The organism is Streptomyces sp. HSS9-12 (assembly GCF_054963655.1).
This window is the reverse complement of the sequence record NZ_JBUEGC010000002.1, coordinates 212,000-230,988: the sequence shown is the minus strand read 5'-3', so window position 1 is coordinate 230,988 and position 18,989 is coordinate 212,000. Positions and strand designations below refer to the sequence as shown.

Annotated in this window: 10 protein-coding genes and 2 pseudogenes; 6 read left to right on the top strand and 6 right to left on the bottom strand. The window is 65.9% G+C overall.

Annotated elements, in window-relative coordinates:
• The 3 genes and pseudogenes from ACY34J_RS02040 to ACY34J_RS02030 all read left to right on the top strand — a co-directional run.
• Positions 1-565: replication initiator (locus tag ACY34J_RS02040; RefSeq protein WP_462761932.1), on the top strand; the 565-nt coding region annotated here is incomplete at its 5' end.
• On the top strand, positions 558-743 hold the full coding sequence (locus ACY34J_RS02035) for a helix-turn-helix domain-containing protein (RefSeq protein WP_462724524.1): 186 nt from the start codon (positions 558-560) through the stop codon (positions 741-743). The genes ACY34J_RS02040 and ACY34J_RS02035, both read left to right, overlap by 8 nt.
• A pseudogene (locus tag ACY34J_RS02030) lies at positions 740-1,707 on the top strand (tyrosine-type recombinase/integrase). Before ACY34J_RS02035 ends, ACY34J_RS02030 begins: the two are co-directional and overlap by 4 nt.
• A gap of 78 nt (positions 1,708-1,785) precedes the next feature.
• On the opposite strand, the gene ACY34J_RS02025 reads toward ACY34J_RS02030, so the two are convergent.
• The 4 genes from ACY34J_RS02025 to ACY34J_RS02010 all read right to left on the bottom strand — a co-directional run bounded on the left by ACY34J_RS02025 (position 1,786) and on the right by ACY34J_RS02010 (position 14,504).
• Positions 1,786-2,328: a DUF4265 domain-containing protein gene (locus ACY34J_RS02025; protein WP_462724523.1), complete on the bottom strand. Its 543-nt coding sequence runs from the start codon at positions 2,326-2,328 to the stop codon at positions 1,786-1,788.
• On the bottom strand, positions 2,300-9,136 hold the full coding sequence (locus ACY34J_RS02020; RefSeq protein ID WP_462724522.1) for an RHS repeat-associated core domain-containing protein: 6,837 nt from the start codon (positions 9,134-9,136) through the stop codon (positions 2,300-2,302). The genes ACY34J_RS02025 and ACY34J_RS02020 overlap by 29 nt, the downstream gene beginning before the upstream one ends.
• 107 nt (positions 9,137-9,243) lie before the next feature.
• The gene (locus ACY34J_RS02015; RefSeq protein ID WP_462724521.1) at positions 9,244-12,951 is read right to left on the bottom strand and encodes a LamG-like jellyroll fold domain-containing protein; all 3,708 of its coding nucleotides are present in this window, start codon (positions 12,949-12,951) and stop codon (positions 9,244-9,246) included.
• 32 nt (positions 12,952-12,983) lie between these two features.
• A complete protein-coding gene (locus ACY34J_RS02010; RefSeq protein ID WP_462724520.1) occupies positions 12,984-14,504 on the bottom strand; it encodes an integrin alpha in 1,521 nt (506 codons plus the stop codon).
• Between the two features lie 358 nt (positions 14,505-14,862).
• Here ACY34J_RS02010 and ACY34J_RS02005 point away from each other — a divergent pair, with 358 nt between their 5' ends.
• Together ACY34J_RS02005 and ACY34J_RS02000 are read left to right on the top strand one after the other, a co-directional pair.
• The gene (locus ACY34J_RS02005) at positions 14,863-15,759 is read left to right on the top strand and encodes an alpha/beta fold hydrolase (protein ID WP_462724519.1); all 897 of its coding nucleotides are present in this window, start codon (positions 14,863-14,865) and stop codon (positions 15,757-15,759) included.
• Positions 15,760-15,881: 122 nt separating this feature from the next.
• A complete protein-coding gene (locus ACY34J_RS02000) occupies positions 15,882-17,693 on the top strand; it encodes a stealth family protein (protein ID WP_462724518.1) in 1,812 nt (603 codons plus the stop codon).
• Between the two features lie 141 nt (positions 17,694-17,834).
• Here ACY34J_RS02000 and ACY34J_RS01995 read toward each other — a convergent pair whose 3' ends face one another.
• Together ACY34J_RS01995 and ACY34J_RS01990 are read right to left on the bottom strand one after the other, a co-directional pair.
• Positions 17,835-18,398: a transposase gene (locus ACY34J_RS01995; RefSeq protein ID WP_462761931.1), complete on the bottom strand. Its 564-nt coding sequence runs from the start codon at positions 18,396-18,398 to the stop codon at positions 17,835-17,837.
• A 14-nt stretch (positions 18,399-18,412) separates the two neighbouring features.
• Positions 18,413-18,838 (bottom strand): helix-turn-helix domain-containing protein, encoded by a 426-nt coding sequence (locus tag ACY34J_RS01990; RefSeq protein ID WP_462724516.1) that lies wholly within the window; start codon positions 18,836-18,838, stop codon positions 18,413-18,415.
• On the opposite strand from ACY34J_RS01990, the pseudogene ACY34J_RS01985 reads away from it, so the two are divergent.
• Positions 18,837-18,989, top strand: a pseudogene (locus ACY34J_RS01985) (aminotransferase class I/II-fold pyridoxal phosphate-dependent enzyme); the annotation flags it as partial. The gene ACY34J_RS01990 and the pseudogene ACY34J_RS01985 overlap by 2 nt on opposite strands.

Here is an 18,989-nt window from a genome sequence, read left to right as displayed (position 1 = left end):
ACCCGCGCCCACATCGACGGGCCCGGGATCAACGGCCGCGCCCGCTCCTTCGCCTTCGGCGAGCAGATCGACACCAGGATCATCCAGTCCTCCGCCTTCCAGGGCGGGACCACGATCACCGAGGGCAAAGGTCGCCGGATACGTCGCCAAGTACACCACCAAGGGCACCGAAGCCGCGACCGGCACCCTCGACCACCGGCTGAAAAGGATCACCGACCTCTGGTTCGAGTCCGTACCCGAGCACGCCGCCCGCATGATCCGCACCGCCTGGGCCCTCGGCAACCGCGACGACCTCAAGCACCTGAACCTGCGCAAGTGGGCCCACATGCTCGGCTTCCGCGGCCATTTCTCCACCAAGACCCGCGCCTACTCCACCACCCTCGGCGCCCTCCGGGCCGCCCGAGCCGCCTGGCACCGCCGCCACACCCTTCCGCCCTCCCCGGCCACCCTCGTGCTCGCCCACTGGGCCTACGACGGCACCGGCCTCACACCCGACCTCGAACGCCTCGCCGCCCTCATCGGCGGCGGCCCGACACGCGAACAGGAGGTAGCGACTCGTGCGTGACGACGAACTCCTCACCGTCCCCGAGGCCGTGGCCCGCCTCAAGATCGGCCGCTCCGCCCTCTACGACCTCCTGCGCACCCACCGCCTCGCCTCGCTGACCATCGGCCGCGCCCGCCGCATCCCCGCCCACGCCCTCGCTGACTACGTCCAGCGCCACCTGGAAGAGGCCACCCGATGACCGCCCCCAAGCGCAAAAAGGCCCGCGCCAACGGCGAAGGCACCATCTACCAGCGCAAGGACGGCCGCTGGGAAGCCGCCGGCTACGTCCTCGCCGCCAACGGCACCCGCAAACGCGTCCGCGTCTACGGCAGCACGCGGAGGGAAGCCGCCGACAAACTCGCCGAGAAGATCACCGAAAGCAACCGCGGACTGCCCGTCGCCACCGCAGACAGCACGCTCGGCGACTACCTCACCTACTGGCTCGGCAGCGTCGCCGTCCACCGGCTCCGCGAGAACACCCACACCCGCTACGCCGCCTGCGTCCGCCTCCACCTCATCCCCGGACTCGGCACCAAGAAGATCGCCCGCCTCACCGCCAAAGACGTCCGCACCTTCCTCGACCAGATCCGCACCACCTGCCAGTGCTGCACCCAGGGACTCGACACCGAGCGGAAGAAGTGCTGCGCGGTCGGCGAGTGCTGCCAGAAACGGCTGTCCCCCTCGACCGTGACCTACGTGCACTCGGTACTCCCACCAAGACCCGCGCATCCGAACGCCGCATCGCCCTCCCGGCCGAATGCCTCCGCTCCCTCAAGGAGCAGAGAGGACGGCAGGACAAGGAACGCGAGACGGCAGGAACGGACTGGAGCGACAGCGGCCTCGTCTTCACCACACCGACGGGCGGACCTCTCGACCCTGCCAACCTCACCCGCCGCTTCCGCAGCTTCCTCAACCGGGCCGGACTCCGACGCATCCGCTTCCACGACCTCCGCCATTCGACCGCCACCCTGCTCCTCGAACAGGGCGTCGACCTCGTCGTGATCAAGGAGCTGTTGGGTCACGCCCACATCGGCGTCACCGCCGGCGTCTACGCCCACGTGAGACTCCGACTCCAACGCCAAGCCATCGACGCCCTGGGCCACGCACTCGATGCGACCGACGACGGCACTGACGACCCACCCGCCGTGGCGGCTGTCCGCTGACGTTGCCGTCACCGTTGCCGTCAAACGCCCCAGAAGCCCCACCGGAATGAAATCCGGCGGGGCTTCTGGTGAACCCGATTAACGATCAGACTCTGGCAATCCGAGCCCATCGCGATGCGCTCTGGCGAGAGCACCCTCTTCGATGCCGATTTTCCCTTCATCGGCAACATGAAGGAGCGCAACTCTCATGGACGAATAATCAACATGCGGCGGCACATCGATTGCCCACAAGTAGCCCGTCGTATCGATCTCCCAGGAACAATCAAAGCTGTGGAGCATGGCGTCAATCTCGTCCCTCGCGTCGTCATCATTGATGATGACGCGGACCGTCGAATGCCCGGCCTCCGACACGAACTCCTCGAACACGAGCTCTCTGCGCTCGTGATCAGCTCTGACTCGCACAATGTCCCCGAAGGCGATTCCCTTCACATAGAAAGGAGTGTTACGAACCTGGACCTCCATCTGTACGGATGTCTTCCCAGTCCAGAGCCGTTCCGAAGAGGCATGGGCCCAATCGGCTGTCTCGTCGGGGAGGTCGAAGGCCACCTTGTACAGCCTCTCAGGCTTACCCGCCGGCACCGACTCGCCGCCGCTAGGGGCCGAGGAAGTCTCTGAGCTCATCGTCCCACTCTTCCATGGTCTTTGTGGACTTATCCCTGTTGCATCGACGGCAGGCTACTGCACCATTATGCGCGCCGCCATGCCCACCACTGGCCCTCGGCTCGATGTGATCGATCTGGGCGTCGTCGGGCCTTCCCGGGACGGGGTTGCCATTGGCATCTCGCGATCCCCGCCGCTCCACCTTCTGCCCGCAGTAATCGCACCTGTACTCGCCGCCATTCTTCGCGGCGTTGGCGTCGTAAACCTTCTGCCTCTCAGCATCGGTGAAATCCAAACCGGCTCTATTGCAGTTGTGCACCAGGACCGGCGCCTTCCCCGCCAGCACATAGTACGTGTGGAGGTCCGCGACCGTGAGGTTGTGGACGGCAGCGTGCTGGGTCCAGCGCTTTACCGACGTGATCAGGACATGCGTTCCGGCGCTCGTGCGGAGCCACTGGCCCGGGTGTAGGGCGGTGGCGTTCGCCCAGGCACGCAGTTCGGGAACCCAGAAGGGGTGGCCGTCGGTCGCGGTGACCGAAGCGGTCTTCTTGCCCTTCTTGCCGTCGGTGTCGACAGTGACCTTGACCAGGTGCTTGGTGCCCTTGCCCTTGATCTCGGCCGTGACCGTTTCCAGCTTGGTTCTGCCGGTCTCCGGGTCGGTGGCAAGCACCTTGTCACCGATCTCGACGTCCTCGATCGGCTTCGTACTGCCATCGGCCATCAGGACTCTGGTCTTCGGCGTGAAACTATTGACCGAACAGCTGGCGGCCTCCTCGGCTGCCTCTCCCAGCCTCTCGGCCCGCTTGCTGTTCTTCAGCCACGCCATGAAGCCGTTCTTGAGCTTCTTGAGCAGACCCCATGCGCGCTTGGCCAGCGCGGCAGCCTTGGCCCACTTCCACGGCAGGCCGTATTTCGCCGCGAACTTACCGGCCATGCCGCCTACGAAGCTTGCGGCGATGTTCAGCGCCGTCGCACCGCAGGCGCCAAGGCTGCCCGTCGTGAAGCAGTCAAGCGCATCGGTGAGGCCGAGTTCGTCGGCAATGATCGTGGCAAGTTCCTTTGCTGCCATGAGCGCGCGCTGCTTGGCCGCGTTGGCCCTGGCTCGTGCGGCTGCCGCCTTGCGTTGTGCCTCGGCTCTCCACTCGGCGTCCTGGCTGGCCGTCCACGCTATGGACCTGTCACGGCTCTCAGGCAGGAAGGACTGGGGAGCACGGGGGATGTACAACTCACCCGACGGGTCGGAGAAGGACACCGGGTTGTTGTTGCTGTAGCCATAGCCGTTGATCTGCTGCGGGTCAGTGAAGTCGACTACGGGGTCGGCCGATATGAACCGGCCGTTCTCCGGCTCGTACTCCCTCGCGCCAACATGTGTCAGCCCTGTTGACTTGTCGACCGGCTTGCCGAGGAAGCCCTTGTCGTCGACCCACGGCTTCGAGGCGTCACCGCGCTGGTTGCCGAAGGGATCCATACGCCGCCGGGTCGTCTCGCCCGTCGCCGCGTTGATCGCGATCTCGGCAGTGCCGTGGTGGTCGCCGGCGAGGAACTGCACGCCGTCCTTGGTGCGCAGGGCCACCGTCTGATCGCCGAGGCCGTAGTAGCGCGTCGCCGTGATCGCTTTGCTGGCCGCATCCAGCCGCAGTTCCATGCCGGGCAGGTAGAGCGTCGTCGCAGTGGGCTCCTTGCGGAGGAAACGCTCGCCCGCCGCGTCGTAGGCGAAGGTGGCCTCCTGGGTACCCTTGGTGGACTTGATCAGGTTGCCTTCGGCGTCCCAGTCCAGGTTCTGGGTGTCGCCGTTGAGGATGCGCTTGTTGGTGTTGCCCGCCACGTCATAGGTGAAGGTGTCCTGGGAGTGGACCGCCGGGTTCTGCCCGCTGGCGGGGACGTCCTGGACGACCTTGGTGAGCGTGTGCGGACCGCCGTCGCCGGCCTCGCCAGGTGTGCCGTCCTGGTCGGCGTCGCCGTAGCTGTAGGTACGAGTGGTGTCGCCTGCGCCGCCGACGCCGTGGATGATCTGCTGGCTGCGGTTGCCCGAGGCGTCGTACTCAAAGGAATGCCAGTACGGAGCCGGACCGCCGATGGTGCTTGCGGTCGGGGCATTCGCGCACGCCGCATTCCCAGTGCCCGAACCGACCGCGCCGTCCGACGCATTGGTCGTGGTCCAGGCGTTGGACAGCCGCCGCTCCCAGTCGTAGGTGAAGCACTGGACATCGGCCTGGCCGCCAGTGGGATTGTCGGCGATGGCGGTGACATTGCCCGACGCGTCGTAGGTGTAGCGCGCGTCGTATGTGACAGCGGACGCACCTTCGCGGTCAACCCGGGAACGAGTCATGCGGTCGGTACCGCGCTCGTACTCGTATGTGAGCCACGTCTTCTTGTCCGCCGCGCCCCCAGTCGTCAGCTCAAGCTGCTGCAACTGGCTTGTCGGGGCGTAACGAGCCGCGTTGATGTACGTGGTGCCGAGCGATGTCCTCAGCTGCGTGGGGCGTTGCAGCTCGTCGTAGACGTAGGAGACCGTCTCGGCGGGAAGTCCGCCTGCGGCCGGGATGGCGAGGGACTGGACCGTACCGTCACGGTTGTACTGAGTCGAGAACTCGTAGGTGGCATTGAGCTCCGGCGCGACAGTGCCCGCGAGGGTATAGCGGGTCTTGGTCGGCTGGTACATCTCATCCAGTTCGGCGATCACCGTGCTGGACTGGACGGCGCCGTTCGCGTAACGGTACGTCCCGTACGGCTCGCCTTTGGCAAGCTTGTCGTAGGTCGAGACGGTCAGTTTCGTGCCGGTGTCCGGTTCTCCCTCCCACGTGGAGAGGGTGCGGCCGATCGCGTCGTACTTGGTCGAGATTTTTTTGCCGCGCGCATCGGTCGTGGAGGTCATCCGGTCGAGTGCGTCGTACGTGAACGTCGACTTGCCCGTGTCCGGGTCGTTGGCCTCGATCCTCCGGCCGCGCTGGTCGTAGGAGTAGGACCAGGTGTTGCCCGCGGAATCCTTGACGGTCTTGAGCTGACCGGCCGGGGTGTAGGTGTAGCGGGTCGCCTCGTAGTCGGCCGTCGTACCGCCGGGCAGCGGTTTGTCACCCTTGTAACGGCGGATGTCGGTGGTACGGCCGCGGCCATCGGTGATGGTGGTCGTCGGCGTCTGGCCTGCGGGCGGGTCGACGTGTACGCGGTCGCCGCCGTAGGAGTAGGTGGCGCGCCACTTCTCCTCGCCCGCGACCTGGAAGATTTCCGCGGTCTTGCGGCCCGCGCCGTCGTACTCCATACGGGTCTGGGCGTCGACGTCACCGTTGACGGCGTTGAACAGCTGATCGCTGGGCGCGCCGGTTGTGTAGTAGGTGGAGTTCGCCTTGGCGATGTTGCCCAGACCGTCGTAGAAGGTGTCGGCGACCATCCGGCCGCCGTCGGGTCCCTCGGTCTGCTCCTGGCGGGGCCGCAGCAGACCGTCGTACAGGGCGTACTCGACGCCGTACGAGCCGTCGTTCTCGACCTTCTCGGTCTTGACCGCGACCGGAGCGGTCTTGCGGACCAGGTAGCTGTACTTGATCGAAGGGGTGAAGGCAGACGCCTTCGGCCGGTCCGGCAGCCACACCGAGGTGAGACGGCCCAGCGCGTCGTAGCCGACGTCGGTGCGCTTGCCATTCATGTCGACCTGCGCCGATGGCACGCCCCACGCCGGCGCATACTCGGTGGTGGTCACCCAGCCCAGCGCGTTCGTCTCTGTCTTCTTCGTCGTCAGACCGTCGGTCTCGGTGTAGGCGACGGTGGTGGCATTGCCCGCCGCGTCCGTCACCTTCGTGAAGCGACCGTAGGCGTCGAAATCCGTCGGCAGGCTCTCGGTGACGGTCTGGTACGTGGCCGTGGTGCCGTCGTGCGAGGCCAGCCTCTGGACCTTGGTGGTGTCACCCTTGGCCGGTGCCTCGCCGAGCCCCTTGCCGTCGTAGAAGGTCAAGTCATCGGAGATGACCTGGGTCTTACGGTCGACAGAGTCTCCGCACGACACGGCCACCTGCTCCACCCGGGAGACCAGAGCGAGCATGTGCTGTGCCGTGTTGTCGGCGTAGCTGGTGCGGATGCACTGGTTGTCGCCACCGTCGCCGACTGTGCCGTAGTCGTCGACCTCGGTGGCTCGCCCGTGTGTGGCGTCGTAGCGTGTGGTGCTCTTGGTCTCCTGCCAGCCGCCCCCCTCGAGCGCCGTGTAGGTGCTGGTCGTCTCCGGGCGGACATACCAGGCTTTGGTGGTGGCCCAGCTTCTCACCCGCGTCGCCGTCGTATGCGTCCACGGTGTGTTGATGCTCTTGGTGACGATCTTGTCGGCGGTGTACGCGCCGTTGTAGGCGATGGTCTCAAGCTCGAAGCCGGACAGCTCATCGGTGTCGGGATGCGAGCCGCCTTCGGAGTCGATGACTGGGTCGCCGTCGAGGCCGCGCAGGAAAGTGTGCTCGGTACGTGCGTTGGCCGCGCTTACGGTGCCGTCGGAGTTGGTGACTCGTACCTTGCCGTAGCCGCGCCAGTCACTGCGTGTGCGGTACTTGTCGTCGCTGATGCCGTCGGCCTTCGGCATCTTCCAACCGGCGTCCCCGAGGTAGTCGTAGGTGCTGACCATGTCCGGCGCGCCACCGGTCAGGTCGGTCTGGACTACTCGGTCAACGACGTATTTGTGGAACCAGTCGGTGATCGGATCGGTCACGCCCGGCGGATTCCATTTGACCGGGTAGCAGCGCTTCGTGGAGGAGTCGGTGGCAGGCAGGGAGTCAGCGGTGCAGTCCGCAGCTGCGTAAATGACGTCCACTTGGCCGCCGGTGTCGTTGTCGACGGCCGAGAGCCGGAATCGGTTCATCGGCTGGATGTTGTCGCCCGCCTTGTCCACCCGGTTCGGCAGCTGCTGGCCGAGAAGCTCCACGGATGGCATCGAGGCCGTGGAACCACCGGCGAGTCCGGTGTGGTCGATGTTGTTCAGCCACAGCGATTTGGAACCGTCGCCGTTGTCGGTGAACAGGTGGGTGAGCTTCCAGGAGTCAATGTCGCTGTAGTCGGCACCTGAGCGGATTTGCGTGGTGACCTTGTTCAGCTTCTTGCGCGTCCAGAAGGTCGGAGAGTTCTGACCTTCGCACTTGGTGTTGGGTTCGCAGTTGCGGTCCCAGGGGACGTCGGGCCAGCGCGAGGCCGTGGCATCGGTGAGGTCTCCCGGCTCGCAGTCCGCGGCCGCACCGGTGCAGCGCTCGTCGGTCTCGAAGACCACACGTGCAGAAGCAGCAGTGGTGTAGACCTGACCGTCGCGCTGGCCGTAGTCGATGCGCTTGGGATAGCCGCCGCGAATGTACGGCTTACCGTTCTCCGTGGTCTTCAGGCCTTGGGTGTAGTAGTTGGTCTCCCGGCCGTAGTAGAAGGACATCACGTTGCCGTGCGGGTCCTTGACGTAGTCGAGATTCCAGCGCCAGGCCTGGGTGCAGTAGGCATCGGCGAATGTCGCGTTGTAGCAGGGCTCTCCGGAGTCGTCGCCGTAGACAGGGACGGTCCAGGTGGAGTTCGTCTCCTCTTTCCCGGTCGTCCAACCAGGCAAGCGGTCAAGGCCGAAGTAGTACTCGGTGCCGTCGGTCGTAGTGATCCGCCAGTACTCGCCGTTGTTGTCCTCGTTGGCCCCGCCGGTCAGGCGCTCTACCTTGGAGTCGTTGTCGGATTCGACGCGCCAGTCACCTGTCGCGTCGTCCCAGATAAGTTCCCCCGAGGGGCCACCGGCGATCTGAATGGTGGCGTTGTAGTTGCCCCAGCACAGGTCGCCGTTGGTGTCGGCGTGGCCGTCATCCGCGCAGGCCTTGTAGCGGCGCTCGATGAAGCCCGGTTCATAGCCAAAGCCCTGGCCGATCCAGGAGCCCTGGTTGTTGGTAGTCGCAGTCTGGCCGTCGATGGACTGGGAGTTGTATCCCAAGTCCATCGACGGTGTGAGTCCGCCGGGAACCGGCGGCGTACGCAGCGGGTAGTTCCAGTTGAAGGCGCCTGAGGAGTTGGAGACGCTCCACTCCGCGGACGGCGAAAGCGAGGTCGCTCCGAAGGTGCCCTGGTCCGAGCCCGCCCCGGCAGTTGCCGCGAGGAGGGTGGTGGAGCCGGAGGTCGCGCTCGTCCCCGCCCTCATCAGCTGCGTGTGGGCACCCTCCTTCGAAGGTGCCACCGACACGTCCGCGCTCAGGGTCTGGTCGTCGGCGTCATTGCTGCTGGGTAGCTCACGCGGGGTCGAGCACCGCTTCTTCTTCGGCGTCGTGAGCAGGCACTCGGGGTACTGCACGAGACTCAGTCGGGAGCCGTAGTTGCCGCCGTAGGCGTCGGCGAAACCGGAGTAGTCCAGTTGCAGCCGGGCCATGCCCTGCTTATCGCTGTCGTCCGTACGGGCAACCTTGAGCAGCACACCGTCGATGCCTGCGGCCGTCGACTTCTTGCGGCTGATGACCTCGACCTTGACGGAGGCGGGGGACGGCCTTGCCTTGGTGGCTTTCTTCGGCCGCCCGACCTTCAGCGGTAGACCGTCGGCCTTCGCCGCCTTCGTGCCGAGCCGTATCTCATCGACGCCGGACTTCGGCCATACGACCTTGGCCGGCCTCTTCACCTTTGCGTTCTCGGCGGGATTGGACTTGTGTGACTTGTACTTGGCGTTCTTGCCGCGTACGGGGTTGCCGAGGTCCTGCAGACCAGGACGCTCGAGCCCCTTGGCCACGGCCGACGGCGCGTACTGCGGCAACAAGCCGACAGTGAGCGCTACACCGACCGCGATGGTGACGCGGCGCTGGGTGGAGCGTCGCCGGAATGGTTTCCGGCCCCTCCACCATGAGGGCATGGACATGACTCTCCGGTCCGTTGATTGAATCCAGCGCGGAGCGATGACATGGGGGGTGGAGAACAAGAGCAGGGGTGGGCGAACCAGTGGTCCGCCCACCCCTGTGGAGGTGACTACGACTCGCTCAGGCTTGAGCCTGAGTGCAGCCCGGCCACCGTTGCGACGGTGCTCGCGTCGAGAGCGCCCTGGTAGACGCGCACCTCGTCCAGTGCTCCGGAGAAGTACTCACTTCCCGTCGCACCCGTGAGGTTCCTTCCGACCTGCACGCTCGCCTTGGAGAAGTCCCAGGTGTTGCGCCAAGTGGTCTGCGCCCCGGCCAGCTGGCCGTTCACGTACAGCCGGACCTCGCCGAACAGCGCGTCGTAGACCAGCGCGAGATGATCTCCGTCGCCCTCGGCGCTGGGCAGTGCCGCCGTGTCAACCGCCGTTGTGGTGACGGCTCCCGTGGCGTCCTTGTCGGTCACCGCAAGTTGCCATCGGTCGGCCGTCTTCGAGTAGCGGACCACCACCGCGGTGGCGTTCGTGCCCGGGAGTGCCAGAACGGTCTGGTCCTGTGTTGCGGTGGGCGACGACAGTCTCGCCCGCGCGCTGAGCGTGAAGCTTCCCTCGGCCGGCAGCAGTCCGCTGCCGCGCGACGCGTAGTCCGTCGCGCCGTTCAGCGCCAGGTGACCGTCGCCTTTCAGCGGCTCAGCAACCGGCGGGCACTCCGGCTCGATATTTATGTCGCAGGAGTCGTCCGCCTGATAGATGGAGCTGTTGCCTGCCAGCGTGAGTCCCGTGCCGCCTGAGACCTCCGGAGTGCTGCCCGAAGCGGCCTCATTCAGCGGCCAGTAGGCGAGCTGGTGGGGCGGAATGCCGCCCACGAAGCTGCCTTCGCTCTTGGCGATGACCCGGTCGTAGATCTCGACATCCGCGATGTTGCCTTTGAAGTTGTACCGGTAACCGTCGAGTGACAAGGCTCGCCCTATCTGGACTCCGCCACGAGCGTTCCAGGTAGTACGGCGGGGCTGGATGTCCTCCTCGATGAGGTATCCGTTGACGTACATCTCCATCTCGCCCCGCTCGGCGTCATAGACACCGATCAGATGTGTGGGCACATTCTTCTGCGCCTTGATGCCCATGACCTTCCAGGAGCCCAGCGAGTCGATCTCGCTGACGGGTGCCCGGAACGACCACATCTGCGACTCGCCGTCGTAGCCGAGAGTGAAGCCAGATTCAGCGGTACCGTCTTGGCTCACCACCGCCATCGATTCGCTGGGCAGCTCCGAAAGGGTCACCCATGCCGAGACCGAAAAGGTCTTGCTGGTGTCGACAGCCGGCTGGCCGGCGTCGAGGTAAGCACCTGCGGTGCCATCCAACGCAGCCGATGTCTCATTCGGGCGACCCGGGACGGGCTCTCCAAACCTCACCCCGGACCCGGCGATGGCCGCCGGCGTGCCCGCCGATCCCGCAGCCTGAGTGGACCCCGCTGCATCACCAAGCGACCAGGCGACCTTGGGTGCCCGGCCATCGTTTACCAGGAAGGTGTGTGCGACCGCAGTCTCCTGGGTGTGGCCTGCTCCATCGACCGCCTTTGTCTCCAGGTTGAACGGACCCTCCCGGTCAGGCATGAAGCGGATTGTCGCCGCAGCGCCGGGGGAGGGCGCGTTCACCGTGGTCCAGCCCGATTGACCTGTGAAGCGGTACTGGTACTTGGTCACATCCGTGGACGGCGAGTCCATGGTGAAGCTGCCGTAGTCGCCGACGCCGTCGTGCCAGAGATCGTCATCCGGGTAGTCAGGGGAGCTGACCACGGGGGGCTTGGGCTTGGTCGCGTCATAGATGAACTCACAGCGAGTGGCGGCGTCACCAGAGCTGCTCCACGGGCCCGCCGAGGCCTCGTCCAAGCCCTGGACCTCCCAGGAGATGACCACATTCTGCGGGATGCTGAAGGTACCCACACCATCGCCGGGAATGTCAGTACCGACTTTGTATGAGAAGACGGCGTATCCAATATCTGGGTTTTTCTCGACACTGTGCGTCTGCTTCGCCTCTGCGACCGGGTAGTAGGTCTTCGTCACCCCACCCGAGGTCCAGTAGACCTTGAACTTGGCCTGGAGCCGTTCCGTGTTGCCACCGACATCGTTGTGGTCAGGATCACGGATGACCGCCCTCAGCGTCGGAACCTCGTCCGCGTAGTGCTCCTCGGCTGCCCCGTACTCGCAGCTGCCGCCGTGGTTCATCGACAGCTCGGACATCATCGGCTGGTACGGCGGGCGGTTGTACGTCACCTCGAGCTGCGCGTTACCGCAGAAGCGCTTCCAGTACGCATACGAGTCCTCGGAACCGGCCTTGAGGCGGAACGTCGTGGTGTCCCAACCACTGTCGGCCGCCTTCTGCACCGTGCTCTTGACGTTGAATCGCACATTTTGGTTGGTCGAGGTGCACGAACCTGCCGGGTTCGTCGGCGCCTGCGAGGCGATCGTCTCCTTGAGCGACGGCTGATTGCTCCAGTTGGTGCTGGAGCTGATCGCGCTACCGCCTGAGCTGTTGACCCGGCCGAGCTCGACGGACTTCCCCGTTGAGTCGTAGGTGTGCACCATCGTCACGGCGAACTCGGCCCCAAGGATGGTCTTGTCCTCGTAGAAGGCCGTCGGAATGGCAAAGAACTGCCGTTTCCGGTCATCGGGGCTCGCGCAGCGGTAGGACACGTCCGCTGGGCAGCGGCCCACGCCCTCGTCATCGGAGAACTTCCAAAACTCCGCGCTCGGGTAGTAGGAGGAGACCATCGTCCAGCCGGTGCGGCTGGAGGTCTTGGTCACCGGGTCGATGTAGACCGGGTAGATCGTGTCCTCGCCCTTGAGCAGCTTGGGGTCCGGCGTCAGCACCATAGCGCCGGACTTCACCTTGAGGCGGACGTCGGCGACCTTGGCCCCTTCTTTGGGCCCGTCCTCGGGCTTGCCCTTGTCCGCGTCCTCGCCGCCGCGGTCGGCGGAGGGCATTTGTACGGCTGTGTACGCGGCCGTCTTCGACGCGGTGTACGAAGTCTTCTTCGCCGTGCTCTCAGGCGTCTTCGACGCGGGCGCCTCCTTACCGGAGTCCCACATCATCGGTTGTGGGGCCTCGAATACCGGCCCGCCGACGGCCTTGTCTTCGGCGACCAGGCCGCCGCTCTCCTGCGTCGCCAGCTCCACGCCGTGGGCGGTTACCGGGAGTTCGATCGTCGACAGCTCAGGATTCGCGGCTGCCTTCGCCGACTTCACGACGAGCAGGTGGGAGAAGCCATCGTTGTCGGCACGCACGACAAGGTCGACGTCCGGCAGGACGTTCGAGTACGTGGCAGTGCTGCCCTCGACCGAGGGCTTGGGCAGTTTCTTCGGCCACGAGAGGGACATCGTCTTGCCGGTCCGCTCGATGGTCGCAAAGACGTTGTTCCCGCCGCCCGAGAAGGCCATGCCCGTGGTCGCGGCCCGGGGGGCGTAGGTGCCGTTGGGCTGCTTCAACAGCGTTGAGTCGAGGTCGACCCACTTGTCGTTCTTGCGGGTACGGACTGGCTGGACGTACTGCCTGGTGGTGAAGGTGCCGTCCGGATTGGCGAAGGTATCAGAACGCTCGTCCCGGAGGGACAGCACCTCCACCCGGTCACCGGACTTGGCCGCCGCAGCTTGCGCTGCCTGCTCGCTGACAGCGGCCTTCGTCCCGCTGTCGGCGGCCGCCGCCTCCTGGGCGATATCCGACGCACCGGTCGGAAGCCCTGTGAGTCCCGCGGCCAGAACGGCCATCAGCACGCTGGTCACGGCTGTGGCCCGACGCCTCCTGCGCCGCGCTCTGCTGGTGTTCACTCCCCCACCCTCGAGGTATCTTGCACCTTTTCTCACCGGATCACCGTGCCGAGTGCCTTGCCTGCGTCCGGCATCCCGTCGGCCCCGGGCTTCAGGGTCTTCACCGTGCCCGTGCCGCCGCTGATGGTCGCCCACGGCACCACGTACACCACGCCCTTCGGTTCACCTGCGGACTTGCTGTAGGGCACGCCGACGTACAGGTCGGTGGCGGAGGCAAACAGGCCCATGCCGGCGAAGTCCCGCTGCGTAGCGCTTCCGGGGATGATGCCTGCGCCCCGGGTAAGGATCTTGTCGCCGGTTCCTGCGGCTCCGAGAGCCGGGAGGACGTGCACGGATCCGGCATCCGATGCTCCGGTGACGTCGTGGCCCGGGACGCCCACCGCGAGCTGCATGGTCGTGGCCGTACCCACGGCTCCGGGGCTGGTGTTCGCCAGCGCGACTCGCTGTCCGAAGAAGTCTCCGGCCATCGGGTCACCTTCGACGTCAACTGTGCCCCGGTCAACGATGCTGATCTCCGCGTACGCGCCCGACGAGGGAATCTGCAGGATCTCAATCAGGCCTGCGTCGGCGGTGGTGCCGATGTCCTCGTTCGGGACGCCGATCGCCAGCAAAGCGTCAGTCTCCGACGAGGCGCCGGACGGTCGGTAGGGAACCAGGGAGATCGAGGTGCCGAAGCCGTCCCCGGTTTCCGCTGTTCCACTGATGCCTGGCTGGTCCTGGTCCAGTCCGGCCAGAGCGGTAGGCACTCCGTTGGCGATGGTGTGGTTGAACACTGCCACACCGCCTGCGAACGTCTTGTCACCGATCGCCTCGCCCGGCGCGCCCACGGCCACGTAGCGCGGAGTGGCCGCGAGCGAGTATCCGAACCGGTCATGCGCCTCAACCGTGCCGGGGACACCGGGGTCATCCTCGTTGGCCGTCGTCTTCGTCGTGCCCTGGACATAGTGGAGGCATCCCGCGTCGGCGATATCGCCGACGTTTTCGCCCGGGGCGCCGATCGCCAGGAAGGGCTTGCCCGCGGATGTCTTGCCGGCGGCTAGGGAATAGCCGAACCAGTCGTAGGCTTCGGTGCTTGTGCTCGCGTCGAAGCCCTGCTGGGAGTAGCCCTCGATCGGCGATCCGGCTCCGATTCCGGTAGCTGTGCCATGGATGATGTAGACAGCGCCGGCGTCGACCAAGTCGACCCCACCTTGAGTGATGTCCTCGTACGGCGCGCCCACGACCAGGTCACTGCAACCGTCGGCATCGGCGTCGTACGTGGCCACCGAGAGACCAAAGTGATCCCCGGCCTCCGGCGTTGCGTTCATGCCCGCGGTCGCCTGCGAGATTTCGCTGATCCCCTTGCCGCCGCCGAGAACCACGCGGACAAGACCGGCCCTCTGCGCACCGTTGACTGTCGCGAGCGGATCAGCGATCGCCGTGTCGCGAATGCCATCCCCATTGAAATCGGACTCGGTTTCCGCCGTACATGTCGCGGCGGACGCGGGTGCCGCACCGAAAGGTGACAAGCCGCCCGACAAGGTCGCAGCAGATAGCACCGCCAGACCGATCATGCCTACGCGTATGCGCACACACCCCACCCCAATATTCAGTAAATGTTCCCCCTGAACCGAGTTAAACAGCGGCTAAGTTACGGGCAAGATCAGCAGTCCTGTCAACCCCAACTTGCCGAAAGAGATGCCAAGTTCACTCGATAGCAATAGCAATGCCCACAGGTCACGACCTCTCTCGTAAATCCGGACAAATGGCCCACATCGTCCTTCGCGCGTTGACATTCCATTTGACGGCCCGTAATAGTTCGCTTGCTCGATCAAGCAGACGTTCGAGCTCCCCCCACGTTCATTGCGCCTGCCCGGAGTTCGGGCGTGCGCGCTTGTCGATGTACGTCTGCACACGGGGAGGCAGGCTTTGGTGGGGCGTCTTCTGGGCTCTCTCGCCTTCTGTGTCGCGCTGGTCGCGGCACTACTGACCGTCAACACGCCGGCAGGTCATGCAGCTACCGCACGCAGTGAGGTCACCTACTCATACGGGTCCCATGCCCGGCAGAAGTTGGACGCCTACTGGAATGCGACCGGTACCCCGCAGCCAGGGATCGTCATCCTGCACGGGGGCTACTGGTACGAGGACTCTGGCTGGGCCACCTGGTCCCGGACGTTCGCCGATAACGGGTACGCCACCTTCTCGGTCGACTACCGGCTCAACTTCGACGCTCCCTGGCCAGCCCAGCGAGACGACGCGCTCGCAGCGATCGACTGGATCAAAGCGCACGCCGCCCAGTTCGACCTCGATGCGCAGCGCATTGTGCTGCTGGGCTCATCGGCGGGCGGTCAGATCGCCACGTCGGTGGCCACGTACGGATCCGGCGGCAGCCGGGTCAAGGGCGTGGTCGGTCTGTCGCCTGTCGCCTCCCCATACCGTGCCTGGAGCGACGGCAACCATGACACAAGCAGCGACAAGGAACGCAAGGTACGCGACACCGCCGCTATCCTCGCGCGCTGTTACGCCGATCCAGCCGACATCGACACGTCGATGCACGCCAGTTGTTGGGACACCTGGAAGGACATGGTCGTCAAGAACCGTGCTTCCGGTGCCAACGACGCCCCCATGTACCTGATCCACTCCGAGGGCGACTTCATCCCGGTCCGCCACTCCCTCGACCTGGAGGCTGCCGAGGAAGTCGACCACGACATGTCCCCCGACGGGGTGACCGTCGAGAATGTCGCGGGAAGCAGCGCCCACGGCGGCGCCCTGCTCGACATCCCGGGAATGCCAGAGAAGGTCCTGGCCTGGATCGGATCCCACGTCTGACCCATCTGCGATCGAAGACAGACCCTCACACGATTCAATCCGCTGTCGTGTTTCACCCGGCGCTCACAGGCTCAGCAGCCCCGGCGCCGGGTGCGCGCTGGAGAGAGAGAACCGGACACGCCATGCCGTCACGTTTGAAGGCCGCCGGAGAACGTCTGCTTCCCGCCCGTATCCGCGATCGGCGGAAGCGGGAACGCGAGGAGCGGCGTCGCCGAACCGAGGCGGAGGCGGCCGAGCGAAAGCGGCGGGAGGCCGAGTGCGAGCGGGCCGAGAAGATCGCGGCCCGCCGCAAGGCGCTGCTGGAGGGCGACGCGGACCTGGTGGAGGTGACCATCGATGGTCGGTCCTTCTTCGGGCGACGGGTGGAGTCGTTCACGGCCGCCGAGGCATCGGCCCGGAACCTGTCCCTGGTCGCAGACGCCTTGGAGCACGCGGGCGTCGAGTACTTCCTGGTTCCCGGCCGTTCACCGCTCCGGCACGTGGTCGGCGTGCGCCTGCGGGACCGCAAGGCACTGCTGGAGGCGCTGCGCGAGCTGTACGGGGACACGGCGTTCTACGCGATAAAGCCGGGCAAGGAGGTGTGGCCGGCCGAGGCCGCGCTGTACGCGGACGGCGCCCTTCCCACCGCCCTCAAACGACAGGACACCATCCGCTTCGGCGTGATCCTGCTCGGCCCCGCTGACCAGGTGCTCGCCGACCTCTCTCAGGGCTGCGACGTGGAGTTCTGGCGCGAGGGGGACCACCTCCTCGCCGACGGCGACAGCGGTGACGAGCGCGCCGCCGAGCGGATCGCCGCCCTGCGCACACAGGCCCCGCCCGCCGTGCTCTCCAGCGCCCTGGTCGGCCCCCGCCCCAACGCTGTCTCCGACGTCCTGCCCGCCGACGCCCTCATACCTGCCACCCGCGAGATATCCAGCCGTGCGCACCCCACTTGGGCCCACTTTCTCCAGCCCCGCATCGACACCGTCGACTTCCCGGTCGACGTCGTCTACACCTGGGTCGACGGAAGTGACCCCGTCCTCGCCGCCAAGCGCGAGGCCTACCGCAGCAGCGACAAGGCCCGCATACATGCCCGCGAGACCGGCGCCTCGCGCTACACCAGCCACGGCGAACTCAAGTACTCCCTGCGCTCACTGGAGATGTACGCCCCGTTCATCCGGAACATCTACATCGTGACCGATGGCCAGACCCCAGACTGGCTGGACACCAGCGCTGCGGGCATTCAGATCGTCGACCACAAGGACATCTTCAGCGACCCGACTGCCCTGCCGGTCTTCAACTCCCACGCCATCGAGACCCAGCTCCACCACATCGATAGCCTGTCCGAGTACTACCTCTACTTCAACGACGACGTCTTCCTCGGCCGTCCCGTCACCGCCGACCACTTCTTCCACGGCAACGGAATCGCCAAGCTCCCTTTCTCCCCATTCCAGTTGGGTCTCGCGGCCCCACATCCGGATGAGCCCGCACCCAACGCCGCCGGCAAAAACGTGCGTCGGCTCCTCCTGGACGAGCACGGCCGGTTCACCGTCAACAAGTTCATGCACACCCCGCACCCGCAGATCCGGTCCGTCATGCGGGACATCGAGGAGCGATTCGCCGAGGACGTCGAGCGCACCAGCCGCTCCCGCTTTCGCGCCACCACCGACATCGCCATGGCCGCCTCGCTGCACCACCACCACGCCTACCTGACCGGTCGCGCCGTGCCCGGATCCTTCAAGCTGCGCTACGTGGACGTCGCCCAGCCCGATGCGGCCGGCCGCATGGCCGACCTGCTCGCCACCCGCCGCTTCGACTTCTTCTGCCTCAACGATGTCAACACCCCCGCCGACCAGCAGGAACGCATCAGCTATGAACTCCACGCCTTCCTGGAGTCGTACTTCCCGTACGCCAGCCGCTACGAGCGCCCGGCGACGCGGCAGCTCGCTGCCTGATCCCGTGATCCGCCACTACGTCCGTCCGCGAAGGCTCCTCCTGTACTTCGCCGCCTGCGTGACCTTGATCGCCGGATACCTCACCTTCGGCCCCGGTGCCGGCACCAGCCAGGCGGCCTCGCGCCTGGAGCGGTCGTACTCCTACGGCAGCCACGCGCGGCAACAGCTGAAGGCATTCTGGTACGACACCTTGAGCAGGCCGGCCTCCATCAGACGGTCCAGCATCACCTGCAACAGCCGATCGGCGGCGCCGTCCTGTCCGGCCAGCCGGGCCCGGAACTCGCACAACACCGAGTGATCGAACCCCGGATCCTCCAGCTCAAGGCCGAGGGCATACTTCCAGTCGATCCTGGTGCGGACCGCGTCCACCGCCGCGCGGTCGGACAGATTCTCCGCGAACTGCAGCACCGACACCAGCGCCAACTGCCCGGGCGACAGCCCCGGCCTGCCGTCACCGGGATACAGCCCGGCGAACTCGTCATCCTCGAACAGGACATCGAGCCGGTCCCGGATGAGCATCGCCGGAGTGCCCTTCGGGCACGCCGCCCGTGCTGTCCGCAGCGTCCGCACCGGAATCCGCTGAAAATTCCTCGGCCGTAACGACACCGCACCCACCCCCAGAACCCGAAGCCCCCCACACCTCTTCAGCGAAGCACCCCACGGCCCTCCCGTCAGCACCCCACACAAGATCACCAACAGAGTCATGTCGTCACCTTCAGCTACTCCTTCACGGGAGGCAGCCCCTGCAGCTTCCGGATCTGGTCGAGCACCGTCGTGATCGCGGCCAGGCTCCCCGGCTGCAGCCCGACGGCGCGCAGCGCGACCGCGCGGACCCCTGCCTGGTTCCACTCTTCCAAGGCGGCCAGCTGGGCGCTGACGCGATCGGCATGCCCGGAGTCGAGGAAATAGGCCGTCGAAACGCCGAAGAACTCCGCGAGCGCAACCAGGAGTTCCATGGACGGGCGAATGCGCTTACCGGTGCGAAGCGCCGACAGATACGCACCGCTGACCTTGATGTCCGGGTGCTTCCGCTTGATCTCCGCGGCCACCTCGTCATTCGTCCATCGGCGCCCGGCGGGACGGATCTTCTGGAAGAGCTGATCGAGCCTCTCGGCAAGCGGCGAGTCGTCCTGGTGGTCAGTCAATAACCCGACGGGAACCGCGGTACGCGCCCGCGACCTGGATGCCTTCCTGGCCCGCGTGCCGGAGAGTGTGCTCGTCGTCCTGGACGAGGCCTACCGGGAATTCGTACGCGACCCGGAGGTGCCGGACGGCATCCGGGCGAGCCACGAACGC

Coding starts and splice junctions, on each gene's coding strand:
- ACY34J_RS02025 (WP_462724523.1), bottom strand. CDS start 2,328: ATGAGCTCAGAGACTTCCTCGGCCCCTAGCGGCGGCGAGTCGGTGCCG.
- ACY34J_RS01995 (WP_462761931.1), bottom strand. CDS start 18,398: ATGACTCTGTTGGTGATCTTGTGTGGGGTGCTGACGGGAGGGCCGTGG.
- ACY34J_RS02020 (WP_462724522.1), bottom strand. CDS start 9,136: ATGTCCATGCCCTCATGGTGGAGGGGCCGGAAACCATTCCGGCGACGC.
- ACY34J_RS02000 (WP_462724518.1), top strand. CDS start 15,882: ATGCCGTCACGTTTGAAGGCCGCCGGAGAACGTCTGCTTCCCGCCCGT.
- ACY34J_RS02010 (WP_462724520.1), bottom strand. CDS start 14,504: ATGATCGGTCTGGCGGTGCTATCTGCTGCGACCTTGTCGGGCGGCTTG.